Below are 22,947 nucleotides of genomic sequence, written 5' to 3'. Positions count from 1 at the left end.
TTAAAATCTATGAAAAAGATTATAACAACCAGTCTTATTTTAAGTATTGCAGTTTTAAAATTGCAAGCACAAAACCCTATTATCAGCCATATCTTTACCGCTGATCCAGCACCAATTGTTCACAACGACACGCTTTTTTTATATACGGGTCATGATGTGGCAACTACTGAAGACACAAATTACAAAATGGCCAATTGGCATGTTTTTTCTACTACAGACATGGCGACTTGGAAAGACCACGGCGCACCACTTTCGCCTGCTAGTTTTTCTTGGGCAACAGGCGATGCTTATGCAGCGCAATGTATTGAACGTAACGGGAAGTTTTACTGGTTTGTTTCTACTTTTCATAAAAAAGACAGTGTAAGTGGGGGAGGAGCTGCAATTGGTGTAGCTGTTTCTGATAGCCCTACTGGTCCATTTAAAGATTTATTGGGGAAAGCCTTAATCATTAATGAGATGACTAAAGACAATAAACACGCTTGGGATGATATTGACCCAACTGTTTTTGTAGATGATGACGGTCAGGCTTATTTGTTTTGGGGTAACGGAAGCTGCAAAGTTGTAAAACTCAAAGAAAACATGATGGAGTTAGATGGGGAAATCACAGCCTTTAAACCAAAGAATTTTATTGAAGGACCATGGGTTTACAAGCGTCATGATCTTTATTATTTAGTTTATGCGGGTGCTGGCACAAAGCCAGAAATGATAGAATATTGTACCGCAAAAAACATAAATGGACCCTGGGAATATAGAGGGATAATTCAGGATAACGTTCCTAACAGTTTCACTACTCATCCGGGGATTATAGATTATAAAGGAAAGTCCTATTTCTTTTATCATAACGGCAGTTTACCAACAGGCGGAAGCTACCGCCGGTCTATTTGTGTAGATGAGATGTATTATAACCCTGATGGGACTATTCAAAAAATTGTTCAAACTAAAGAAGGTGTTGCACCAATCAAATAATCTAAAGGTAATGAAGAAAAAAGGAAAACTGATTGTAGCGCTATTAGGTTTAAGTATGGCGTTTGCAAACCCATTAAAAGCACAAGAAAATAATAAAGCACATAACCCATTAATTTTTGCTGATGTGCCCGATTTGAGTATGATTAGAGTAGGAGATACTTATTACATGAGTAGCACTACTATGCACATGGCTCCTGGGGTGCCCATTATGAAATCTAAAGACTTGGTCAACTGGAAATTGGTAAGCTATGCGTATGATACATTAGCTAATTTGGATGCCATGAATTTAACGAACGGTCAAAGCACTTATGGAAGAGGTTCTTGGGCGAGTAGCCTCCGTTTCCATAAAGGAACTTATTACGTCACCACTTTTGCAAATACTACCGGACAAACCTACATCTACAGTACAAAAGACATTGAAAAAGGACCATGGAAACGGGTAACTTTTAAACCTAGCTATCATGATCATTCTTTGTTTTTTGATGATGATGGAAAAGTTTATATGCTATACGGAGCTGGTAAATTAACTTTAATCGAGTTAAACGAAGATTTGTCTGGTGTAAAGGAAGGCGGGATAAACCAAGTGGTAATAGAAAATGCCACTGCACCTAGCCAAATTGATGGAAAAAAAGGAGGGTTGCCAGCAGAAGGCTCTCAACTCTATAAAATCAACGGAAAGTATTACTTATTTAATATTTCTTGGCCGCCTAACAGTATGCGTACGGTTTTGATTCATCGGGCAGATAAAATTACAGGTCCTTGGGAAGGAAAAATTGGCTTACAGGATTTGGGTGTAGCTCAAGGAGGATTGATAGATCAGCCAGACGGAAAATGGTACGCTTATCTGTTTCGGGATTATGGAGCAGTGGGAAGAATTCCCTATTTGGTTCCTGTAAAATGGGAAGATGGTTGGCCTATACTGGGCATAAATGGAAAAGTTCCAGAAGTTCTTGACTTACCTGCCAATAAAAGCCTTATTCCTGGAATTGTTAATTCAGATGAGTTTTCGAGAAAGAAAAGAGAAGCAGCTTTGCCATTAGTTTGGCAGTGGAACCATAATCCGGATAATAGTTTGTGGTCTATTAAAGCCCGTAAGGGATATTTACGGTTGACTACTGGAAAAATTACAGATGATTTTTTAATGGCTAAAAACTCGCTAACACAACGAGCTATTGGGCCAGTGAGTAGCGGTGCGACATCAATAGACGTATCTAATATGAAAGACGGCGATATCGCAGGTTTAGCCTTGTTGCAGAAAAATTATGGCTTAGTAGGTATTAAAGTTGATGGAAATAACAAAGCAATTATAATGGTGAATGCGAGCACAGGCAAGCCTGAAGAAGTTGCTCAAATTCCGTTTACACAGACAACCGTTTTCTTTAAGGCTTCCTGTGATTTTAGAAATAGAAAAGACACTGCCAACTTTTTCTACAGTTTGGACGGTAAAAATTGGATTGCAATCGGGACACCGTTGAAAATGGCTTATACGCTTCCACATTTTATTGGATACCGATTTACGCTGTTCAATTATGCAACAAAAAGTTCGGGAGGATCGGTTGATTTTGATTTTTTTCATATCTCTGATAGTATAGAATAAGTTAAAACATAAATTGAATTAAGTTTTATAAAATCACACGATGTTAAGAGCAAAACCCATTAAGACTAATTGGTTTTTTCCGACTATTTTGTTGCTATTTATATTAACGGCAACACAAATATTTGCGCAAAACCCTTTAATTACAAATCAGTTTACCGCAGATCCATCTGCAAGAGTATTTGGAGATAGGGTTTATGTTTATCCTTCTCATGATATTCTCGCAAATAAAGATAGAGGTCGTGTAGATTGGTTTTGCATGGAAGACTATCATGTTTTTTCTTCAGCAAACCTTACAGATTGGAAAGATCATGGCGTAATTGTAACGCAAAATAAAGTGCCTTGGGTTAAACCCGATAGTTATAGCATGTGGGCGCCCGATTGCATTGAACGTAACGGTAAATATTACTTTTATTTTCCAAGCACACCAACAGATACTAGTGGTGGCAGAGGATTTAGAATTGGAGTAGCTATCGCAGATCAACCTACAGGGCCTTTCGTTCCTCAAGATTTGCCCATTGCAGGAGTAAGAGGGATAGATCCGAATGTATTTATCGATAAAGATGGGCAAGCTTATTTATACTGGTCGCAAGGCAATATTTACGGAGCTAAGCTGAAAGAAAATATGACTGAGCTAGCTTCGGATCCTGTTGCATTTCAAAATCTTCCTACAAAAGGATTAAAAGAAGGACCATACTTATTTGAGCGTAATGGAATTTACTATTTGACTTATCCTCACGTAGAAAACAAAACAGAAAGATTGGAATACGCAACGTCAAATAGTCCGTTAGGTCCATTTAAAGTTGCCGGTGTAATTATGGATGAAACTCCTGGATGTTGGACAAACCACCACTCCATCCTTGAATTCAAAAATGAATGGATTTTATTTTATCACGCTAATGATCTTTCGCCAAATTTTGATAAAGCCAGATCCATTAGGGCAGATTATCTTTCTTTTAACGAGGACGGTACCATCATAAAGGTTAAACCTACCTTAAGAGGGATTGGTATAACAAAGGCTACCGATAAAATTCAGATAGATCGTTACAGTGAGGTCAGCGGTGCAGGCGCAACTGTGGGTTTTATTGATACAACACTTAAAAAATTTGATGGTTGGAAAGTTCAGCTTAAAGGATCAAATGATTGGGTTAGCTACAATAATGTAGATTTCGGGCAGCAAAAGTTGAACACCATCCAAATAAAAGTAAAGTCTGGTAGCGGTAGTGAGGTAGTCGTGAAATCTAAAAAGGACAATCAAATACTTGCTAAAATCAACGTTCCTAAAACTGAGGGCTGGGGTGTTTTAGAATTTCCTATTTCAATCAATAAATCAGGAATAAAAGATTTAAAAGTAGAAAACGTCGAAAACAAATCTGTTGAAATAGACTGGATAAGTTTTAAATAATATAATATCAGACAGAGAATATCTGACATAGCTAAGATTTCGATAAGATACCTAAAACCATAATCTCAAACTATTGAAAACTAGTAACTTCCTTGATAAAGGAAGTTACTGTTATAGTTATGATTTTAAAACTTAACCACTTCCCAATAAACCTTTTTTGGTTCTAGATTCTCATTAAAAAGCAACGGAAAGTTTTTTCTTCCTCGCATATTTAACCACGTGTAACGATCTGATAAATTCCAAAATGTTACTCCTGTAATCTCTTTACGGTATTTGCGAAATACATCGAAAATCATTTTATATTTCTCCATTTGCATTTTTTCCATTTCAGGAGTAAACACCACTTTTTCCACCTGTTGGTTATTACCAATTTGTCCACCTTGTCTTCCAGAATATACGGAAACATCTAGTTCTGTGATCTGAATTTGTAGTCCTAATGAGGAGAACATTTCGATAGATTTTTCAAGTTCTTCCCTCGACGGATTATTAACAGACCAATGTCCTTGTAAACCCACTCCATGAATAGGTACGCCTTTTGCCAATAAACCTTTGAGCATATTGTATATCTTTTCGCGTTTAGCAGGAATCTCCGTGTTGTAGTCGTTATAAAAAAGAATAGCGTTTGGGTCAGCTTCATGAGCATATTCAAAAGCTTTCGCAATAAAATCTTCACCTGTAATTTGATACCATTTAGAATTTCTAAATAATGATGAATCATCAGGAACAACTTCATTAACAACGTCCCAGGCGTAAATCCTACCTTTATATCTAGAAACCACTGTATTAATGTGGGTTTTAAGACGCTGTAATAAAACTTCCTTACTTACATCGTTCCCTAATGAATCTTTAAACATCCAACCGGGCGCTTGCGTATGCCAGCATAAAGTATGGCCCCTAATCTTCATTTTGTTTTTTACAGCAAAATCCACAATAGCGTCCGCATCTTTCCAAAAAAACCTGTTTTCTCGAGGCTGTAAAGAGACCATCTTCATTGCGTTCTCCGCTGTGATACTACTAAATTGTTTCGTTACCAATTTGGCTTCATCTTCATTTGTTAGTTCGCTCGGTCTTATGGCTACACCAATGTCAAAATAATTCTTATAATAATCTTTTAATCCTTTTTGTTGCGAATAGGCTGGATTTGAGGCAAATACAAGCATCGCGATTGCACATAAAAGAAAAGTAAAATACCTTATGCGGAGTAAAAATTTCATAGTACGGGATCTAAATTATTTATAATATAAAATTAAGGAGTTTTAAAATTATTGATAATCATTTATGAGTATGAATAAGACACATTTGTTTAAAATGAATGCAATAATAGCTTAAAATGTTACATATGTACTATAATCCTGAACATTGCTACCCTTTTTACTTGTTTAATCGCACTACTTTCGTTTATAAATTATAAGCCTTAAAACCATTTCTTGAAAGTGAAAAAAAATAAACTGAGGATATTACCTTCTTTAGGTAATAGATTACTAACTACTTTTAACATTGCGTTATTTGCTGTCTCTTTATTTGTAAATAACAACGTAGTTGCACAAAAAAAAAGCGTGTCGCCAAAATTCACCAATTTTGTTTATACCGGCGAGGATCAGATTTATAAAAATCAACCTCTAAAATCAGACGAGTTTTATACTCCTATTTTGCAAGGATGCTACCCTGACCCGAGTATTACGCGTAAAGGAGATGATTATTATTTAGTAACCTCCTCATTTGCGATGTTTCCAGGTGTGCCCATTTTCCATTCTACTGATTTGGTAAACTGGAAACAAATTGGTCATGTTTTGGATAGAACATCACAACTTAAAGTTGCAACTTCGGGTATTAGTGCGGGAATTTATGCCCCAGCAATAACCTATAATAAAAACAATGAGACTTTTTATATGATTACTACGCAAATTACCGCGGGTATGGGAAACATGGTTGTAAAAACGAAAGACCCGATGAAAGGTTGGAGCGATCCTTATAGTTTGAAGTTCCAAGGTATAGATCCTTCACTTTTCTTTGATGAAGACGGAAAAGGCTATGTGGTGCATAACGATGCGCCGGACCAAGGTAAAGAATTATATTCTGGACATAGAGTAATTAAAATCTGGGAATATGATGTAGAAAAAGATCAAGTTATTGCTGGAACAGCTAAGATTATTGTTGACGGCGGAATAGATCTTTCAAAAAACCCTATCTGGATTGAAGCTCCTCATATTTATAAAAAGAATGGACTATACTATTTAATGTGTGCAGAGGGAGGAACTGGAGATAACCATAGTGAAGTTATTTTTGTGAGTGATAATGTAAAAGGACCGTACATACCAGCAGCAAATAACCCAATTTTGAGTCAGAGACACTTACCTAATGGTAGGAGAGATAAAGTAGATTGGGCGGGGCATGCAGATTTGGTGGAAGGACCAAAAGGACAATATTATGGTGTTTTCCTAGGTGTAAGGCCAAATGAGAAAGACAGAATGAATATTGGAAGAGAAACGTTTATTTTGCCTGTTGATTGGAGCGGTAAGTTCCCTGTTTTTGAGAACGGATTATTGCCTTTAGCAGCTAAGCTTAAAATGCCTAAAGGTGTAGTTAATAAAACAGGTACAGACGGTTTCTTCCCTAACGGTAATTTTACTTTTACTGATGATTTTACCAGCTCTAAATTAGATTACCGATGGATTGGATTAAGAGGACCACGTGAAGATTTTATAAAAACAGCAAAGAAGGGATTAGAGATAAAGCCGTTTAATACCAATATTAAAGAAATAAAAGCTACTTCAACGCTGTTTTACAGGCAACAACACAATATCTTTTCTGCAACGGTGACTATGAGTTATAAGCCAAATTCTGAAAATGATTTTGCAGGTATAACTTGTTTACAAAGCGAAACTTTTAATTACGTTTTTGGCATAACCAAAAAAGGAAAAAACAATTATTTGGTGTTGGAAAGAACAGAACGCGGAAAGTCAAAAATAATAGCTTCACAAGAAATTAACGTTGGTAAACCAATTAAGTTACAGGTTTCGGCAAAGGGCGATAATTACAGTTTCAGTTACGCAGAAGATGATGGCGAATTTAAAAACTTAGGTGGCGTTGTGTCTGGAGATATACTTTCAACAAATGTGGCAGGAGGATTTACAGGTACATTGATTGGTCTTTACGCAACAAGTGGTAACGACATCAAACCATAAAACAATAAATAACTATCAAAGAGAAAACAGTTATCAAATAGTTAACAGTTTTCTCTTTCAATAAGATTTTAATTACCTTAGAAAGGCTTGTATTTTTTAAATGTTAGCTGTAATTTCAAAAAACGATCAACCACAATTGATAAATAAATTATGAAACAGACATTGATGATTTTGACATTTTTAGCTATATTTCATAGCGCACAAAGCCAAACGGTTGTAGTAAATCCAGATGGAACACATTCGACAGTTATTGAAAACGGAACCACGAAAACAATCGTAAATCCAGACGGAACTCATTCAACAGTTATTGACAACGGAACGACAAAAGCAATCGTAAATCCAAACGGAACCCATTCGACAGTTATTGACAACGGAACGATGAAAACAATCGTAAATCCAAACGGAACTCATTCAACAGTTATTAACTACGGAACCACGAAAACAATCGTAAATCCAGACGGAACCCATTCGACAGTTATTGACAACGGAACCACGAAAACAATCGTAAATCCAGACGGAACCCATTCGACAGTTATTGACAACGGAACCACGAAAACAATCGTAAATCCAAACGGAATCCATTCGACAGTTATTGACAATGGAACGACGAAAACAATTTTAAATCCAGACGGAACACATTCAACAGTTATTGACAACGGAACGACAAAAACAATCGTAAATCCAAACGGAACTCATTCAACAGTTATTGACAATGGAACCACGAAAACAATCGTAAATTCAGACGGAACTCATTCAACTGTTATAAACAACGGGAAAACGAAAGCCATCGTAAATCAAAAAAAATAAAAAATTACAGCTCACCACAGGTGTGCGAAATCGAAGGCAAACTGCTTTAACTTCTTTTATTTTTTTATAGGGTGTAAAAGAAGTTCCGCAAGTGGATTTTTAAATTAATAAACCTGTAAATCGATATAGGCCATAGTTACTACAATTTCACAATAAAGTTCACCCTATTTATTATATTAGACCTTTAAAGCCAATTTATTTCGAGCAGCTTTGGTTTGAGAAAAAAAATCGTTACTTAAGATACTTAATATCAACACTTATTATATAAAATTTCATCAAAGATGTCTGTAAAACAACTTAGATTATACCTAGTTGCAACTTTTTTTATTTTCACTGCAATAGAAGTTAAAGCTCAAGATAGGAGTTTAAATTTCTTGAACATTAGTAGTAGAGAAGGCCTTTCATCTAACAGTGTGAGCGCCATGCTTAAAGACGAGTATGGTTTTATGTGGTTTGCTACAGACGATGGATTGAACAAATTTGATGGACAGCATTTTACCATTTATCGTCATATTGCTACGGATCCAAAAAGTTTATCCTCAAACGAAGTAATAGATCTTTACGAAGATCAAAAAGGTACACTTTGGGTAGTTACTGCTGCTAGTTTAATGTCTTATGACCGAAACACTGATTCTTTTATTGATTATTCTGCTGAGCATAAAACGGGAATTATTTCTGTGTCTAGCGATAAAGAAGGAAGAATTTGGATTGCCGCCTACGATGGGATTAGTATTCTAAATACGAAAACGAATCGATTAGAACCAATAAGAATAAAGAATAATTTAACAAAAAAGATACTTACAAACCCACTTATAAAGATTTTTAGAGATAAACTAGATAGAATGTGGATATGTTCTACCGAAGGGTTATTTCAATATTTTTACAAGGAGGGCACAGTTATACGGTTTTCGGAGTTTAAAAATTTGACTGATTATACAGTAAATAATATTTACGAGGATGAAAAAAGCAATTTATGGTTAGCTACCAATAATGGGCTAACTATGTTGCGATCTGATGGGAAAGGTTCAGATAAATATAAATTTGATCCTAATAATAAAAACACCTTAAACAGTAATATAGTTTACACCATTGCCGGAGATAAAAATGGAGAAATTTGGGTAGGTACAGAAGAAGGATTAAATATTGTTGATCCCGTAACTAAAACTGTGCGACGGGTAGAGCGTGGTAGTCGTAATAATTATAGTTTAAGAGGGAAGGCCGTAAAAAGCATTCTAATAGATAAGCAGGGTATTTATTGGGTAGCATCTTATAGAAGTGGCGTAAGTAAGTATGATAAAAATCTAGCGTTTTTTAATCTGGTATCAAGTAATCGTTATGACCCACTAGGGCTAAATGCGCCTGTAGTTACTTCTTTTATACAGGCCGATCAAAATAGTGTTTACGTTGGGACGGACGGAGGAGGATTGAGCTTGTTTGATATCCCTACAAGAATTTTCCGTCGTATTCCGCTTTCCAGTACAAAGGATGCGAAATTTTCCATTCTAGCAATGGAGAAAGTTGGCTCAGAAATTTGGATTGGAACTTATTTAGAGGGGCTATTTATTTATAACACGAAAACAGGAGCTAGTAAACAGATTAGAAGTAATGCTGGTCCACAATCCTTAAATGACAATAATATTTTTTGTATCAAAAAAGATAGCCGTGGCAATGTTTGGGTAGGCACAAATGGAAAAGGTGTAAATTGTTATGACTTAACCACTAACAAAGTTGAGTATTTTAATAACAGTGCAACTGGGAAATACAAAATAAATATAAACGGATATATACGTTCTCTTGAAGAGGATAGTAAAGGCAATATGTGGATTGGAACTAGTGGTTCTGGAATAGCAGTCTATAATCCGGTAACAGGAAAAACAAAAATGCTTTCTAAAGGTTCTGGTGAATTATCTAACGATAATGTGATAACTATAAACTGTGCTAAAGACGGAATGGTTTATATTGGGAGTATAGGAGGCGGATTAACTGTTTATGATCACAGGGCCAACAAGTTTACAACTTACTCAGAACAAAATGGATTAGCCAATAGTATTGTTTATAAAATATTGGAAGACAATTCTGGTAAAATATGGTTAAGTACAAACAGAGGCATTAGCAGCTTTGACACCGAGACTAAAAAATTCAGAAATTATTTTTACCACAATGGGGTGCAACGCAGTCCGTTCGTTTTGGGCGCCGGTCTTAAACTTTCTGATGGACGATTATTTTTTGGGGGTACAGATGGATTTAATTATTTTAACCCAGCGCTACTTTATGGCAACAAAAATGTGCCTTTAGTGGTGCTTACTGATTTAAAAATAGCTAACCAAAGCATTAAACCATCTGAGGATGGAGAGCTTAAAGCAGAAATTTCTGTTGCAAAGGAAATCAATCTTGATTATAAACAGAATTTTTCGTTAAGTTATGTTGCACTCAATTATACTTCGCCTCAAGAAAATAGGTACTTCTATAAACTAGATAATTTTGACAAAGATTGGAACAGTGTAGGGAATTCCAATACTGCCGTTTATACAAATCTTGACCCCGGAGAATACACCTTTAGGGTTCGAGCATCTAGCGATTCTGGAGGATGGAGTTCTAAGGAAACCACCATTAAAATTTATGTAAAACCACCGTTTTGGCTTACTTACTACGCGTATATTTTATATTTTTTAATCGTGGTAGGTACCTTGTTTGTTATCAGGTACTTAGGTATTCAAAAGTTGAAAGCCAAATTTTTGGTAGAACAGGAAAGAAATAAAGCGCAGCAATTGATAGAAGAGGAAAGGCGAGAAGCAGATCGTCAGCATGAATTTGATCAGTTAAAAATCAATTTCTTAACCAATATCAGTCATGAGTTCCGTACGCCTATTTCGTTGATAATGGGGCCGGTAGATCAGTTATTGCAAGAAGAAGCGAGTTCTGAAAAATCAGGTCAGTTAAAAATGGTTAGGCGCAACGCCAAGCGACTGTTGAACCTAGTAAATCAATTGTTGGATTTCAGGAATATTAAGCAGAAAGAACAGAAACTGAATGCAACTGATGGAGATTTTATTTCCTTTGCTAAGGATGTTGCAGATTCTTTCAAAGACCTTGCAGATCGGAAGCGGATCAACTTTAATTTTAAGAGCTCTTTAATGGTTTATTCAACTTCATTTGATCATGAAAAATTGGAACGAATACTTTTTAATTTGCTTTCAAATGCGTTTAAATTTACTTTGCCAGAAGGCGATGTTTTGTTATCTATAGATGAAAATGAGGATAAAAACGGAATAAAAATTATTTTAAAGGACACTGGAATTGGTATGGATGAGTCTGTAACAGCACACATTTTCGAACGTTTTTTCCAAGATGATTCAAAAACAGAAATCCTCAATCAAGGAAGTGGCATTGGTTTGGCAATTACCAAAGAATTTGTAAGGCTACATGGAGGCTCTATAGAAGTAGAAAGCGTAACAGGTAAAGGGTCGGCATTTACCATTTCTTTGCCTTTAATTAAACAAGAGAATGAGGTTTTAGTACAAGAAGCTGATGTAAACTCTTATTCAGAAGTTAGCCCAGAGGATATTAAAGTTGAACAAACAAAGAATGAAGACAATTTTGACAAAAATCTTAATCAGCCAGTGATTTTGTTGGTTGAAGATAATGAGGATTTTCGTATTTATCTTAAAGACAACCTCAAGAAATCTTATAAAATTGTGGAGGCAACTGATGGAAAAGATGGTTGGCAAAAGGTGCTTTCATCACATCCAGACTTGGTTGTGAGCGATATTAGTATGCCATTTGTTTCGGGCACAGAACTTTGTGAGAAAATAAAATCAGACAAAAGAACTAACCATATTCCTGTACTTTTGCTAACGGCGCTTACCGCAGAAGAAGACCAATTAATGGGCTTAAACAAAGGAGCCAATGATTATATGTCTAAGCCATTCAATTTAGAAATTTTGAATGCAAAAATCCGTAACCTACTTACCCTAAATGAAAGTTTAAAAACTACTTATAGTAAACGAATAAAAGTTGATACTCCAGAGATTGAGATTGAATTGGAAAGCGAAAAACTATTGAATAAAGTAATTCAATATGTGGAAACTAATCTTACTAACTCACAACTTTCTGTCGAAGAATTAAGCAGACATTTAGGAATGAGTAGGGGGTCTTTATACACAAAAATCCTTGAGTTTACAGGCGAAAGCCCGGTTAACTATATCCGTTCTATCAAATTGGATAAAGCAATAGTTCTTCTTGAAAAAAGTGAGTTGAATATATCTCAAATCAGCTATGCTGTTGGATTTGCTGCACCTAACTATTTTGCGAGGGCATTTAAAGGGAAATTTAACATGTTACCCTCAGAGTATATGGTATTCAAACGTAACAGTAAAAGTGCTGATAAAAACCAAAAAGAAATTTGAATAAATGCTTTAGTTTGATTTAGAAAGAACAATAACCTATTTAAATTGATATGGATTTAGACCCCTATTTCAATTGTTACTCCTTATCCAAATTTCACAAGCTCCTATCTTTTTATTTGACAAACCTAATCAGCAGTCTTTTCTACAGCAGAAAGTAACATACTGAAAGATATGCAAGCAGTGTAAACTTTGTAATCTATGGAAAAAGCATATTTGTCCATAGGTTAAACGTCTCGCTTAAACCAGTTTCCACTAACAGCTATTAATTTTTTTAATACAAAACAAGAGCTAAAACTTTTAAGCTTTCTCTTTTTAATTGTACAAGTGACAATCCTAAATATAGAACTCGCTCCATTAGCACCCAATTGGTGATAAAAACTGGAGTTATGTTAACCAAAATAAATTGTTTTATAAAAACATGTTTATGACGATTTTTTATTACTTATTTTACTACAAAACCCCTTTAATTATGCTTTAAACAGCTATTGAACAAATCCCTCATTAAATTTGTACATCAGTGCTATCTATAATATTTGTTTCCAATTACATTTGATAAACAAAATTGCTAGTCTTCCTTAATGGCTGGCAATAAACCAAAACCAATTTTAAATGAGACCACCAATTTAATCATGTTAATTTGTGCGTTTTTGCTTTTGCAAATAAAAACTGTATTGAATAATAACTAACCTAAAAATAAATTATGAATAAAAATTATTACTACCAATGGTTGCCACCAACCCACTTTGTCACTAAGTATCTAATAAATTTAATTTCGTGTTCTGCTAGTAAAAACTAAGAAAGAACTCACGGATAATTAAAATTCTCTTTTAAATTATTTTTTATAATGGAAAAAAACAACAAAGTGTACAATACCGACTGCTCGGCTCATCTCTGCCAAGGTCGATTATTGACTAAATTTTTAAAAATAACCCTCTCACTTCTTTTGATTGCTACTTTTGCATTTAGCCAGCAAGATAGAATAGTAAGAGGAACTATTCTAGATGAGAATAAGCAACCTGTTATTGGTGCATCTGTAACAGTAAAAGGTTTACAAATTGCAACACAAACAGATCTAGACGGAAAATTTGCAATTAACGTACCAGATAACAGATCCATTCTTGTAAATTTCATTGGAATGTTGCAACAGGAGATTAACGTCTCTGGCAAGAATAATATTACCATAACAATGAAAGACAATTTGGCTCAACTTGGAGAAGTGGTTGTAGTAGGTTATGGTACTCAGAAAAAAGAAAGTCTTGTAGGAGCAATTTCACAAACAAATTCAAAAGTTTTAGAACGTACCGGTGGAGTTACCAACTTAGGAATGGCATTAACCGGTAATTTACCTGGTGTTGTAACTGTTTCTTCTTCTGGTATGCCAGGTGGTGAAGATCCACAAATTCTTATTAGGGCACAAACAACATGGAACGAAAGTTCTCCATTAATATTAGTTGATGGAGTAGAGCGTCCTTTAGGAAGTATTGATATTTCATCAGTAGAAAGTATTTCTGTTCTTAAAGATGCTTCTGCTACTGCGGTTTTTGGAGTAAAAGGCGCAAACGGGGTAATACTTGTAACCACAAAAACCGGTACTGCTGGTAAGGCTGTGATTAGAGGACGTGTAAATACAACTGTAAAAACCATTTCTAAGCTACCAGCAAAATACGATTCTTATGATGCGCTATCACTTAGAAATACAGTAACTGAACATGAGCTAGCAAGGGATTATTCTATCTGGAGCAATATGACCCCACAAGATATTTTATTAAAATATCGTTTTCCTGCAAATGATGCAGAGTGGGATCGTTATCCAAACGTAGATTGGCAAGAAGAATTGTTTCGAGACTACGCAATGTCTTATGGTGCTAATGCCAGCATTTCAGGAGGAACAAAAGCAGTAACTTATTTTGCATCTGCTGATTATGTTAGAGAAGGTGATTTATTGAAAACCTTTGAAAATAATAGAGGCTATTCATCAAATTATGCTTACAACAGAATTAACGTTAGAAGTAATTTGGATTTTAGCTTAACAAAAACAACAAAGCTATCTACTAAAATTTTCGGATCTAACGGTGTACGTCAATTCCCATGGAATAGTCCTTCAAATAATGACAATAGTGCTTGGACAGCTGCTTATAGATCCTCTCCAGACGCTATGCGCCCTATATATTCTGATGGAACTTATGGTTATTTTGAACCGGCAAACTTTGATGTGCCGAACTCTATTGCACTTTTAGCTAATTCTGGATCAGAACAAAATACGGCAACACAACTTACCACAGATTTTATAATCAATCAACAATTGGATATGATTACAAAGGGACTAAGTTTTAGAGCTAATTACTCTTATGATAATTCTTTTCTTGAGATAGATCGTGGTATTAACGATTTATTTAATGGGCCACAACGTAAATACATTTATCCAGCAAACGGTAACGTAATTTACGAAAGGCTAACAAATCCAGGTACACAGTTAGATTTCTATGAGACTGTTGCATGGGCAGGAGTAGCAGGTTCAGTAGATAAGGAGCAAACCTTTCGCAGACAAAACTATTCAGGTCAGTTAAATTACAACCGTAGTTTTGAAAAACATGACGTTGGATTAACAGGTGTTTTCCTGCGTGAAGAAATTGCTAGAGGAAGCCAGTTTCCTGCATTTAGAGAAGATTGGGTTTTTCGTACCACCTACGCCTTTGCTTCTAAATATTTATTCGAAGCTAACGGTGCCTATAACGGCTCAGAGCAATTTGGTCCAGATAAGCGTTTTGCATTCTTCCCATCTGTATCTGCAGGTTGGGTAATTAGTAATGAGAATTTCATGAAAGATTTAAGTTTTATTAGTTTATTAAAACTACGTGGCGGTTTTGGAAGAATAGGGTCTGATAGGGTGGGTGCTCGTTGGCTTTACAGAGACGTGTGGGCTTTTGGAGGAAATTCAGCAATGGGTACTCAAGCTCAAAATTCTCCTTATACTTTTTTCAGAACCAATCAACTTGGTAACCCAAACATAGGATGGGAAAATGTAGAAAAGACAAATATAGCGGTAGATTTTGATCTTCTAAAAGGATTCATCTCTGGAAGTTTAGATGTTTTTAGAGATTTAAGAACTGATATCATCATTAATGGTAACGGAAGAGCTATACCTAGTTATTTTGGGCAACAAGCACCAAATGCAAATTTAGGAAGCGTTGAGGGAAAAGGATTTGAACTTGACTTGAGATTTAATTATCAATTTGAAAATGGAATAAGAGCATGGGCTAATACTAACATTACAAGGGCAGTGAATAATGTATTGTCTCGTGATGACTTAGAATTACTTCCAGATTATCAAAAACAAGCAGGTTGGCAATTAAGACAAACAAGATCATACCTTGATCAGGGCTATTTACAATCATGGGATGACATTTACGGAAGCACATTCCGTAACCAAAATGATCAATTTAAACTTGCTGGCGATTATAATATTATAGATTTTAATGCAGATGGTATTATTGATGGTTTTGATACAGCACCTTATATGTATTCTGATGCTCCTCAAAACACCTATATGGCTTCAGTTGGAGCAGATTGGAAAGGTTTGAGCGTATTCGTACAGTTTTACGGAGTAAACAACGTAACTCGTAACGTTACATTTCCAACTTTTGATACTTATTCTAATTCAAATACTGCCTATATAGAAGGTAGTTATTGGAATAGAGAAACCGGAACAGGTGATGTGCCGTTGCCACATTGGGGAGCTTTGCCGGGCGGAGTTGAAGGTACTCGTTATCAATATGATGGGTCTTATATCAGGTTAAAAAATGCAGAGGTGGCTTATACTTTAAGTGGTAAAGCTGTAAACCGGATAGGCGTAAAGGCTTGCAGAGTTTTTCTTAACGGAAATAACTTGTTGTTATGGACTAAAATGCCAGATGATCGTGAATCAAACTTTGCAAGTGGCTCTTCTAATGGTGCTTACCCAAGTTCAAGACGTTATAATATAGGTATAGATTTAACTTTTTAAACAATAGAGATGAAAAAGTATTATAAAAAAATAGTATGCCCTTTGGTTATTACAATAGTGATTATAAGTTTGGGCTCATGCAAAAAGTATCTTGATCAAGCACCAGCTGCTTCTATATCACCTACTGAAGCATTTCAAAATTTCAGAAACTTTCAGGGATTTACCGAGGAGTTGTATAATTCAATTCCTGTTGTTACAGGTATCGGGTCACATAATAACTGGAACTTTGGAGAAGAGGAAGTTTGGGTACCTGATAACAGGATATTATCTAATGCAATAGATCAAGGAGATTATAGAGCATGGGAAGGCATCGTCTTTGGCTCTTGGTTTAGAAGAGGCGGAAACCCTTCAAATAATCAAAAAGGTGATAAGGGAAATCTTTACGGGCTTGCATGGTATGGCATACGCAAAGCTAACGTAGGTTTGGCTAATTTAGATAAGCTTACAGATGCGACACCAGAAGAGAAGCGTTTGATAGAAGGTCAACTACTTTTTTTTAGAGGATGGTATCACTTTATGCTGATGCAGTTTTGGGGAGGTCTTCCTTATATTGATATAGAATTACCAGCTGATGAATCTCCTCGTGTTCCACGCTTAAATTACCATCAAACCGCAGATAAGGTTACTGCAGACTTGAGAAAAGCAGCAGACCTATTGCCTCTTGATTGGGACCAAATACCAGCAGGTGCCGCTACAAAGGGAAACAATGACCGTCGTATCAATAAAATTATGGCACTTGGTTTCTTAGGTAAAAACCTTCTTTTGGCAGGTAGTCCATTAATGAACGAAGAATCAACTGGCAATAATTCATACAATATAGCATACTGTAAGCAGGCGGCAGAAGTTTTTGGGGAAGCTTTACAGATTATAGAGTCAACAAAGAGATATGAATTAGTTCCATTTTCTAAGTACACTGAAATATTTTATACTCACGCTAAGGGCGGTCTTACTCCCGGAGCAGTTATAGATGGTGGTCATAGATATGTTGAGGCTATTTTTCAAGAAAATTTGTTAGACATTTATCGTTTTCGTTGGAATCAGGTAAATGATTATCGTCCTTCTACAATTCTTTCTACCGGTTTAAAAGTGTATCCAGCCGCAAATTATATCAATTATTATGGGATGAAAAACGGGTATCCTATTGTTAATATTTCACAAGCTGATGCGCAATCTGGTTATGACCCGCAATATCCTTGGAGAGATAGAGATCCTAGGTTCTATCACGATATTTTGTTTGATGGTGAAAAGACAGTAAGTAACCCAGGTCAAGTTGGTAACGATCCATTTAGGCAATATGCTAGTTTGTTTACCAATGGGTTATATAGAACAGATAATCCAACTCAAGCGGTATTCACAGGTTATATGCTTTCAAAGTTTACGTCTAAATTATTGAATAACTGGGAGCCTTTTAGAGAAAATAATACCGTGGTACTTAGTTTTTTAAGATTACCAGATTTATATTTAATGTATGCAGAGGCCGCTTCAGAAGGTTATAATTCTCCACAAGCAAAATCAACCAACTTTAATAAAACTGCAGTTGAAGCAGTAAATGCGGTAAGAGACAGACCAGGTTTGGGTGTTGGTCATGTAGCCGATAAATTCCTTGGTTCGCAAGATTTATTTCGTGATGAGTACAGAAGGGAGAGAGCTGTAGAATTAGCGTACGAAGGACACAGATTTGTAGATTTACGTAGATGGAAATTATTGGATAAAGCTCCTTATACGCTTAAAACAGCTATTGAGTTTGATCGTGTTACGCCACATGCACAAGTTTACGCTGATCCAAAAAATGCCAGAGTTCAAAATTTCAGACAGCGAACATTATTTACGAGAAACTTTTCCGATAGGCATTATTGGTTTCCTTTCCCAACATCAGATATTAGTATCTACAGTGGATTTAAGCAAAATCCAGGCTGGTAACTTTAAATTTTGTAAAAAATGAAGAAAAAAAATATAAAAGCTTATTGTATCCTTTTGGCCATTTCTTTAAGTGCCCTGGGAACAAAAGCGCAGCAATCTATAGATAGTTTGCAAAAGCAAAATAAAGATAGTGTCATTAACGTAGCATTTGGGAAAGTGGCATCTCGTGACGTGTTAAGTGCTTTTACTTCAGTTAATGTAGTAGAGCTAATGAAAAAAAGTTATGGTGTCAATAGTTTAGACAACTTGCAGAGTTTTGTTGGGGGCTATAACGGTAATATATGGGGGCAAGCTCCTTTAATATTAGTTGATGGAATTCCACGCCGGGCATCAGATGTAACCATGTCAGCGGTACAGTCTATCACTGTTTTAAAAGACGCTAGTAGTGTAGCGTTATATGGCAGTAGAGCATCTAAAGGCGCTATTTTAATTACTACTAAAAGAGGAGCAATCAAACCGCTTAGCATTGATGTGCGAGCAAATACAGGTTTGCTTGTACCAAAGCGTTATGCAAGTTATTTAAATGCTAATGAATATATGCCATTGTATAATGAAGCTTTACGTAATGATGGATTGCCAGAAAGATTTACTTCTGAGGAGATGTATAATACAAGTTTAGGCACTAACCCATTTCGTTATCCTGATTTAAACTTGCTTTCGTCAGAGTTTTTGAAGAAAACAACTTTCAGGTCAGATGTTTTTACAGAAATATCTGGAGGTACTGAGGATGCCACCTATTATTCCAATATAGGTTTTGGCTACAATAATAATCTTTTGAAACTTGGAGAAGCAAAGAACAATAACGACCTAAATCTTAATATTAGGGCCAACGTGGATATGAAAGTTACCAAGTGGCTTAAAGCAACCACAGATGCTGCCATCGTTGTAGATAATAATTATTCTGCAAGAGGAAATTTCTTTGGAGCAGCAGCTTCTTTGCGTCCTAATGACGATTGGTTCTCTTATCTGGTTCCAATAGACAAATTAGATCTTACCAATCCATCTTTACAGAACATTGTTGATAACAGTAATCAGATAATTGATGGTAAATATCTTCTTGGTGGTTTGTCATCTCGTCAAACTAACGATTTATCACAAATTCTTGCATCTGGTTACATAAAAAACAAGCAACGTTCATTTATGTTTAATGTTGGTGCAGAAGCTGATTTAGCGGGTATTACAGAAGGACTATCATTTAGTACTCGTTTTAGTTTGGATTATACTTCAAGATACACAGTAGGATATTCAGTAGGTTATGCAACCTATCAGCCTAATTGGGAAACAATAGATGGTAATGAAGTGATCACCTCTTTACAACAATTCGGAAATGATGGAGTAAGTACTAATGAATTTATAGGCACTTCGTTATATAACCAAACTATTTCCTTAAATCCGCAACTTAATTATAAGCGCACCTTTAATCAAAAGCATAATTTTACTGGGGCATTAATTGGCTGGGGTTACATGACTCAGGTTTCAAGTGATCCGGACACAGATGCAGGTAGCGATTATCACCAGATAAGAAATACCAATATAGGTATACAAGGAGGATATAATTTTAACCACAAGTATTATGCAGATTTTACAGGTTCCGTAATTCATTCCGCAAAATTCAGAAAGGGCAATCGTAGTGCATTTTCTCCTACAGGTACTTTAGGATGGCGTATTAGTGAAGAGGATTTCTTTAAAAATAGTATTTCCTTTATAGATGATTTGAAACTTACAGCTACTTATTCATCTATTAAACAAGATTTGGATATCACAACTGCTGCATCAGACTATTATTTACACCAAGGCAACTGGAGAAATGATGCATGGTACCAATGGCGTGATGGAGTAGCTGGTGGTTTCGCTGTTATTTCAGGACGTGGTGATAACCCAAACCTTACTTTTGTTGATAGAAAAGAATTTAGGGTAGGTTTAGATGCAACGCTTTTAAAGAAATCTTTGAGCTTAAATGCAAACTATTTCCGCCAGAATATTAACGGGCTTCTTTCTCAAGGTTTAGCAACTGTTTATCCATCGTATCTTACCGGAAATGGTGATTTCCAACCTTGGCTAAACTTTAACAATGATATGCGTACAGGAATAGATTTTTCTGCTAATTTTAATCAAAAAGTTGGTCAAATTAGCTATTCTTTAGGATTTGTTGGAATGGTTTACAATTCTGAAGCTACCAAAAGAGATGAAGTTTTTCAAGATGACTATCAATACAGAGTGGGTAAAGAATTAAATGCTAGTTGGGGTTATGTAGCACAAGGTTTCTTTCAAGACCAAGCAGAAATTGATGCACACGCCAGACAAACATTTGGTGGTGCTTTAAAACCGGGTGATATTAAGTATCAAGATCAAAACAATGATATGATTATTGATAACAGAGACCAAGTACAGTTAGGTACTAACAGTGGTGGAGTTTCTCCTTTTACCTACGGTTTAAATTTAACTTTAAAGTGGAAAAACTTAACTTTTCTTGCTTTAGGATCAGGCCAAATGGGTGCTATTGAGTATAAAAACAACGCTTACTTTTGGGTAAGGGGTGCCAGTAAATATTCTGATGCAGTGTTAGGGCGTTGGACCCCAGAAACGGCTAGTACGGCTACTTACCCACGTTTAAGTACAAATAGTTTGAACAATAACTTCCAAAATTCTACATTTTGGAGTTACAAAAACAATCGCTTTAACCTAACAAGGGTTCAGTTCACCTATGATGTTAATCAAGCAGTCTTTAAGAGTGCTTCATTTATTCAAGGAATGAGCATTTACGCAAATGGTGACAATCTACTTGTAGTGTCCAAAGAGCGTGAAATGATGGAGACTAATTTTGGTTCAGCTCCACAGAATCGTTTTTACAATTTGGGCATAAAAGCTACTTTTTAACTGATAAAAAATGAAAGAAATCATGAAAATAAAGCTATTAATTTTAGGGTTGATTGTACTAACCTTTACGGGTTGTAAGAAATTTTTAGACGCAGATCCCGAAAATTTGAAAACTGTTGAACAAATGTATACCGATCCAGGCTATGCACAAGGCTTTGTTACTACAGCATATCGTGTAATTCCAGGTTATTATAATAACAGTAGCGTAGCAACTGATGAAGCTGTCTCTAGTAATGTTAATGATGGCTTTACACAGATTGCCACTGGCTCTTGGACACCATCAAACGGCGCCTTTAGCGTGTGGAATCAATCCTACTCTGCTTTAATGTACATTAATCAGTTTTTAGAAGAATCTAATAAGGTAAAATGGGCAAATGATGATGAGGTAAGCAAATTATTCAACTTAAGAATGAGAGGCGAGGCGTTTGGCTTACGTGGACTTTATTTGTATTTTTTGTTGCGTAACCATGCGGGCTTTACCCCAGATGGGCAGTTAATGGGTGTGCCTATTGTTACAAAATTTTTAGAGGTTAGTTCAGCAGATTTTAACCAGCCAAGGGCTACTTTTGATGCCTGTGTAAAACAGATATATTTAGACCTTGATAGTGCAGAATTCTATTTGCCTATGGAATATGTAGATATAGCCAATGCCAGTCAAATTCCAGCCCAGTTTGCAACTATTACTCAAAACCCTGCAGTTTATAATAGGGCAATGGGCCAATTACACAGACAATTATTTAACGGACTAATTGCGAAATCTTTTAGGGCAAGAACTGCTTTGCTTGCTGCTAGCAAGGCTTTTCAGAGTCCAACCAATACTGCAACATGGGAGCAGGCAGCAAATGCAGCAGCAGCAGTTATTAGGTATAAAGGTGGTGCAAATGCTTTACCTGCCGGTGGACATACATTTTATGACAACCGAACAGATATTGACGGTATTTCAGAAGGTATAAATCCATCTGAAATTATTTGGAGGGAGAATCGCCAGACAAACAATAGCGATAGGGAACTTCAAAATTTTCCTCCAAGCTTATTCGGAAATGGTTTAATTAATCCTACACAAAATTTAGTAGAATCATTTCCAATGGCAAATGGGTATCCTATTAATAATTCTAACGCTGCTTTTAATATAGACAACCCTTACTCAGGGAGAGATCCAAGGCTTAGAAGCTATATCATGTACAATGGGCACCCAGATCTTGCTAATTTTAGAACAGGAAGTCAATCTGGTTCTATTGATGGGATAAACGTGAGAACAAATTCCACACGTACAGGCTACTACATGAGAAAGCTTTTACGTTGGGACGTAAGTTTAACCCCTGGAGCTGTATTAGGAAGAAACCGTTACACTCCACGTATCCGTTACACAGAAATGTATTTGGCTTATGCAGAAGCTGCAAATGAAGCTTGGGGACCAAAAGGTACAGGTCCAAATAGTTTTTCAGCGTATGATGTAATCAAAGCCATCCGTACGAGAGCAGGTGTAGGTACTACTAATAATCATGCTTATTTAGAGGAATGTGCTGCAGATAAGATTAAGATGGGAGAGCTAATCAAAAATGAAAGAAGGTTAGAATTGTGTTTTGAAGGTTTCCGTTTTTGGGATCTTAGACGTTGGAAAGAGAACTTGAACGAAACTGCTAGAGGTATGGATGTAAACGGTACTGTTTATACACCAATCACTGTAGAAACTAGATCGTATCAAGATCACATGTATTACGGGCCAATACCAAATTCTGAGGTTTTAAAATATAACAAACTAGTTCAAAACGCAAACTGGTAAT

11 protein-coding genes are annotated in these 22,947 nt (G+C 35.9%); 10 read left to right on the top strand and 1 reads right to left on the bottom strand.

What is annotated here, in order from left to right:
* Positions 1–9: 9 nt before the first annotated feature.
* Genes ACFSSE_RS15375 through ACFSSE_RS15365 form a run of 3 tightly spaced genes read left to right on the top strand, consistent with a single transcriptional unit; the run spans position 10 to position 3,965 of the window.
* Positions 10–966 carry a glycoside hydrolase family 43 protein gene (locus ACFSSE_RS15375; protein WP_379041516.1) on the top strand — a complete coding sequence of 319 codons (957 nt, stop codon included), beginning with the start codon at positions 10–12 and terminating at the stop codon, positions 964–966.
* Between the two features lie 10 nt (positions 967–976).
* Positions 977–2,563 carry a glycoside hydrolase family 43 protein gene (locus ACFSSE_RS15370; RefSeq protein ID WP_379041518.1) on the top strand — a complete coding sequence of 529 codons (1,587 nt, stop codon included), beginning with the start codon at positions 977–979 and terminating at the stop codon, positions 2,561–2,563.
* Positions 2,564–2,603: 40 nt separating this feature from the next.
* On the top strand, positions 2,604–3,965 hold the full coding sequence (locus tag ACFSSE_RS15365; protein ID WP_379041520.1) for a family 43 glycosylhydrolase: 1,362 nt from the start codon (positions 2,604–2,606) through the stop codon (positions 3,963–3,965).
* A 125-nt stretch (positions 3,966–4,090) separates the two neighbouring features.
* Here the strand turns inward: ACFSSE_RS15365 and ACFSSE_RS15360 are convergent, their stop codons facing one another.
* Complete coding sequence (locus tag ACFSSE_RS15360) at positions 4,091–5,179, bottom strand: endo-1,4-beta-xylanase (RefSeq protein WP_379041522.1); 1,089 nt, start codon at positions 5,177–5,179, stop codon at positions 4,091–4,093.
* 219 nt (positions 5,180–5,398) lie between these two features.
* On the opposite strand from ACFSSE_RS15360, the gene ACFSSE_RS15355 reads away from it, so the two are divergent.
* The 7 genes from ACFSSE_RS15355 (at position 5,399) to ACFSSE_RS15325 (ending at position 22,946) form a co-directional block, all read left to right on the top strand.
* Positions 5,399–7,150 (top strand): glycoside hydrolase family 43 protein, encoded by a 1,752-nt coding sequence (locus tag ACFSSE_RS15355; RefSeq protein WP_379041524.1) that lies wholly within the window; start codon positions 5,399–5,401, stop codon positions 7,148–7,150.
* A gap of 162 nt (positions 7,151–7,312) precedes the next feature.
* The gene (locus tag ACFSSE_RS15350) at positions 7,313–7,957 is read left to right on the top strand and encodes a hypothetical protein (RefSeq protein WP_379101002.1); all 645 of its coding nucleotides are present in this window, start codon (positions 7,313–7,315) and stop codon (positions 7,955–7,957) included.
* A 281-nt stretch (positions 7,958–8,238) separates the two neighbouring features.
* A complete protein-coding gene (locus tag ACFSSE_RS15345) occupies positions 8,239–12,363 on the top strand; it encodes a hybrid sensor histidine kinase/response regulator transcription factor (RefSeq protein WP_379041527.1) in 4,125 nt (1,374 codons plus the stop codon).
* A gap of 844 nt (positions 12,364–13,207) precedes the next feature.
* The gene (locus ACFSSE_RS15340) at positions 13,208–16,366 is read left to right on the top strand and encodes a SusC/RagA family TonB-linked outer membrane protein (protein WP_379041529.1); all 3,159 of its coding nucleotides are present in this window, start codon (positions 13,208–13,210) and stop codon (positions 16,364–16,366) included.
* Between the two features lie 9 nt (positions 16,367–16,375).
* The gene (locus tag ACFSSE_RS15335; protein ID WP_379041531.1) at positions 16,376–18,286 is read left to right on the top strand and encodes a RagB/SusD family nutrient uptake outer membrane protein; all 1,911 of its coding nucleotides are present in this window, start codon (positions 16,376–16,378) and stop codon (positions 18,284–18,286) included.
* Positions 18,287–18,304: 18 nt separating this feature from the next.
* Positions 18,305–21,163, top strand: coding sequence for a SusC/RagA family TonB-linked outer membrane protein (locus ACFSSE_RS15330; protein ID WP_379041533.1), 2,859 nt, complete (start codon positions 18,305–18,307; stop codon positions 21,161–21,163).
* Positions 21,164–21,173: 10 nt separating this feature from the next.
* Positions 21,174–22,946 (top strand): RagB/SusD family nutrient uptake outer membrane protein, encoded by a 1,773-nt coding sequence (locus tag ACFSSE_RS15325; protein ID WP_379041535.1) that lies wholly within the window; start codon positions 21,174–21,176, stop codon positions 22,944–22,946.
* Position 22,947 lies beyond the last annotated feature (1 nt).

Origin of the sequence: Pedobacter alpinus (assembly GCF_042684645.1) — a bacterium.
Taxonomy (GTDB): domain Bacteria; phylum Bacteroidota; class Bacteroidia; order Sphingobacteriales; family Sphingobacteriaceae; genus Pseudopedobacter; species Pseudopedobacter alpinus.
This window is presented reverse-complemented; position numbering and strand designations above follow the sequence as displayed.